Genomic DNA, 461 nt, shown 5'->3' with positions numbered 1-461 from the left:
GTCCACGGTACGCGGTGCGGCCGACTCGACCAGCGTCATGCCTTGCGCCGACAGCAGCTTCTTCAGTTCAGTGACGACCACGACCGAGTTCGCTTTACCCGGGTTGTAGACCATGCCCACGCGCTTGGCATTCGGCACCACGCGCTTGATCAGGGCAATCTGCTTGTCCAGCGGCAGCTTGTCGGACACGCCGGTCACGCTGGTGCCGGTCGGCGCCCAGCTCTTGACCAGTTGTGCCGCAACCGGATCGGTCACGCCGGAATACACAACGGGGATCGACTTGGTAGCGGCCACAACAGCCTGCGCCGACGGCGTGGCGATGGCGATGAGGGCGTCCGGCTTGTCGCCGATGAACTTGCGGGCGATCTGTGCGGCGGTGGCAGTGCTGCCTTGTGCGCTCTGGTATTCCCACTTCAGGTTCTTGCCTGCGTCAAGACCTTCGGCCTTGCGTTGTTCCTTGG

1 protein-coding gene is annotated in these 461 nt (G+C 63.8%); it reads right to left on the bottom strand.

The window, feature by feature from the left end; genetic code table 11:
- On the bottom strand, positions 1-461 hold a 461-nt coding region (locus ACU8YE_RS25045; protein ID WP_446930256.1), incomplete at both ends, for an ABC transporter substrate-binding protein.

The organism is Ralstonia sp. VS2407 (genome assembly GCF_052950655.1).
Note: the sequence above shows the minus strand (reverse complement) of the source record. Positions and strands in the feature narration are given on the sequence as shown.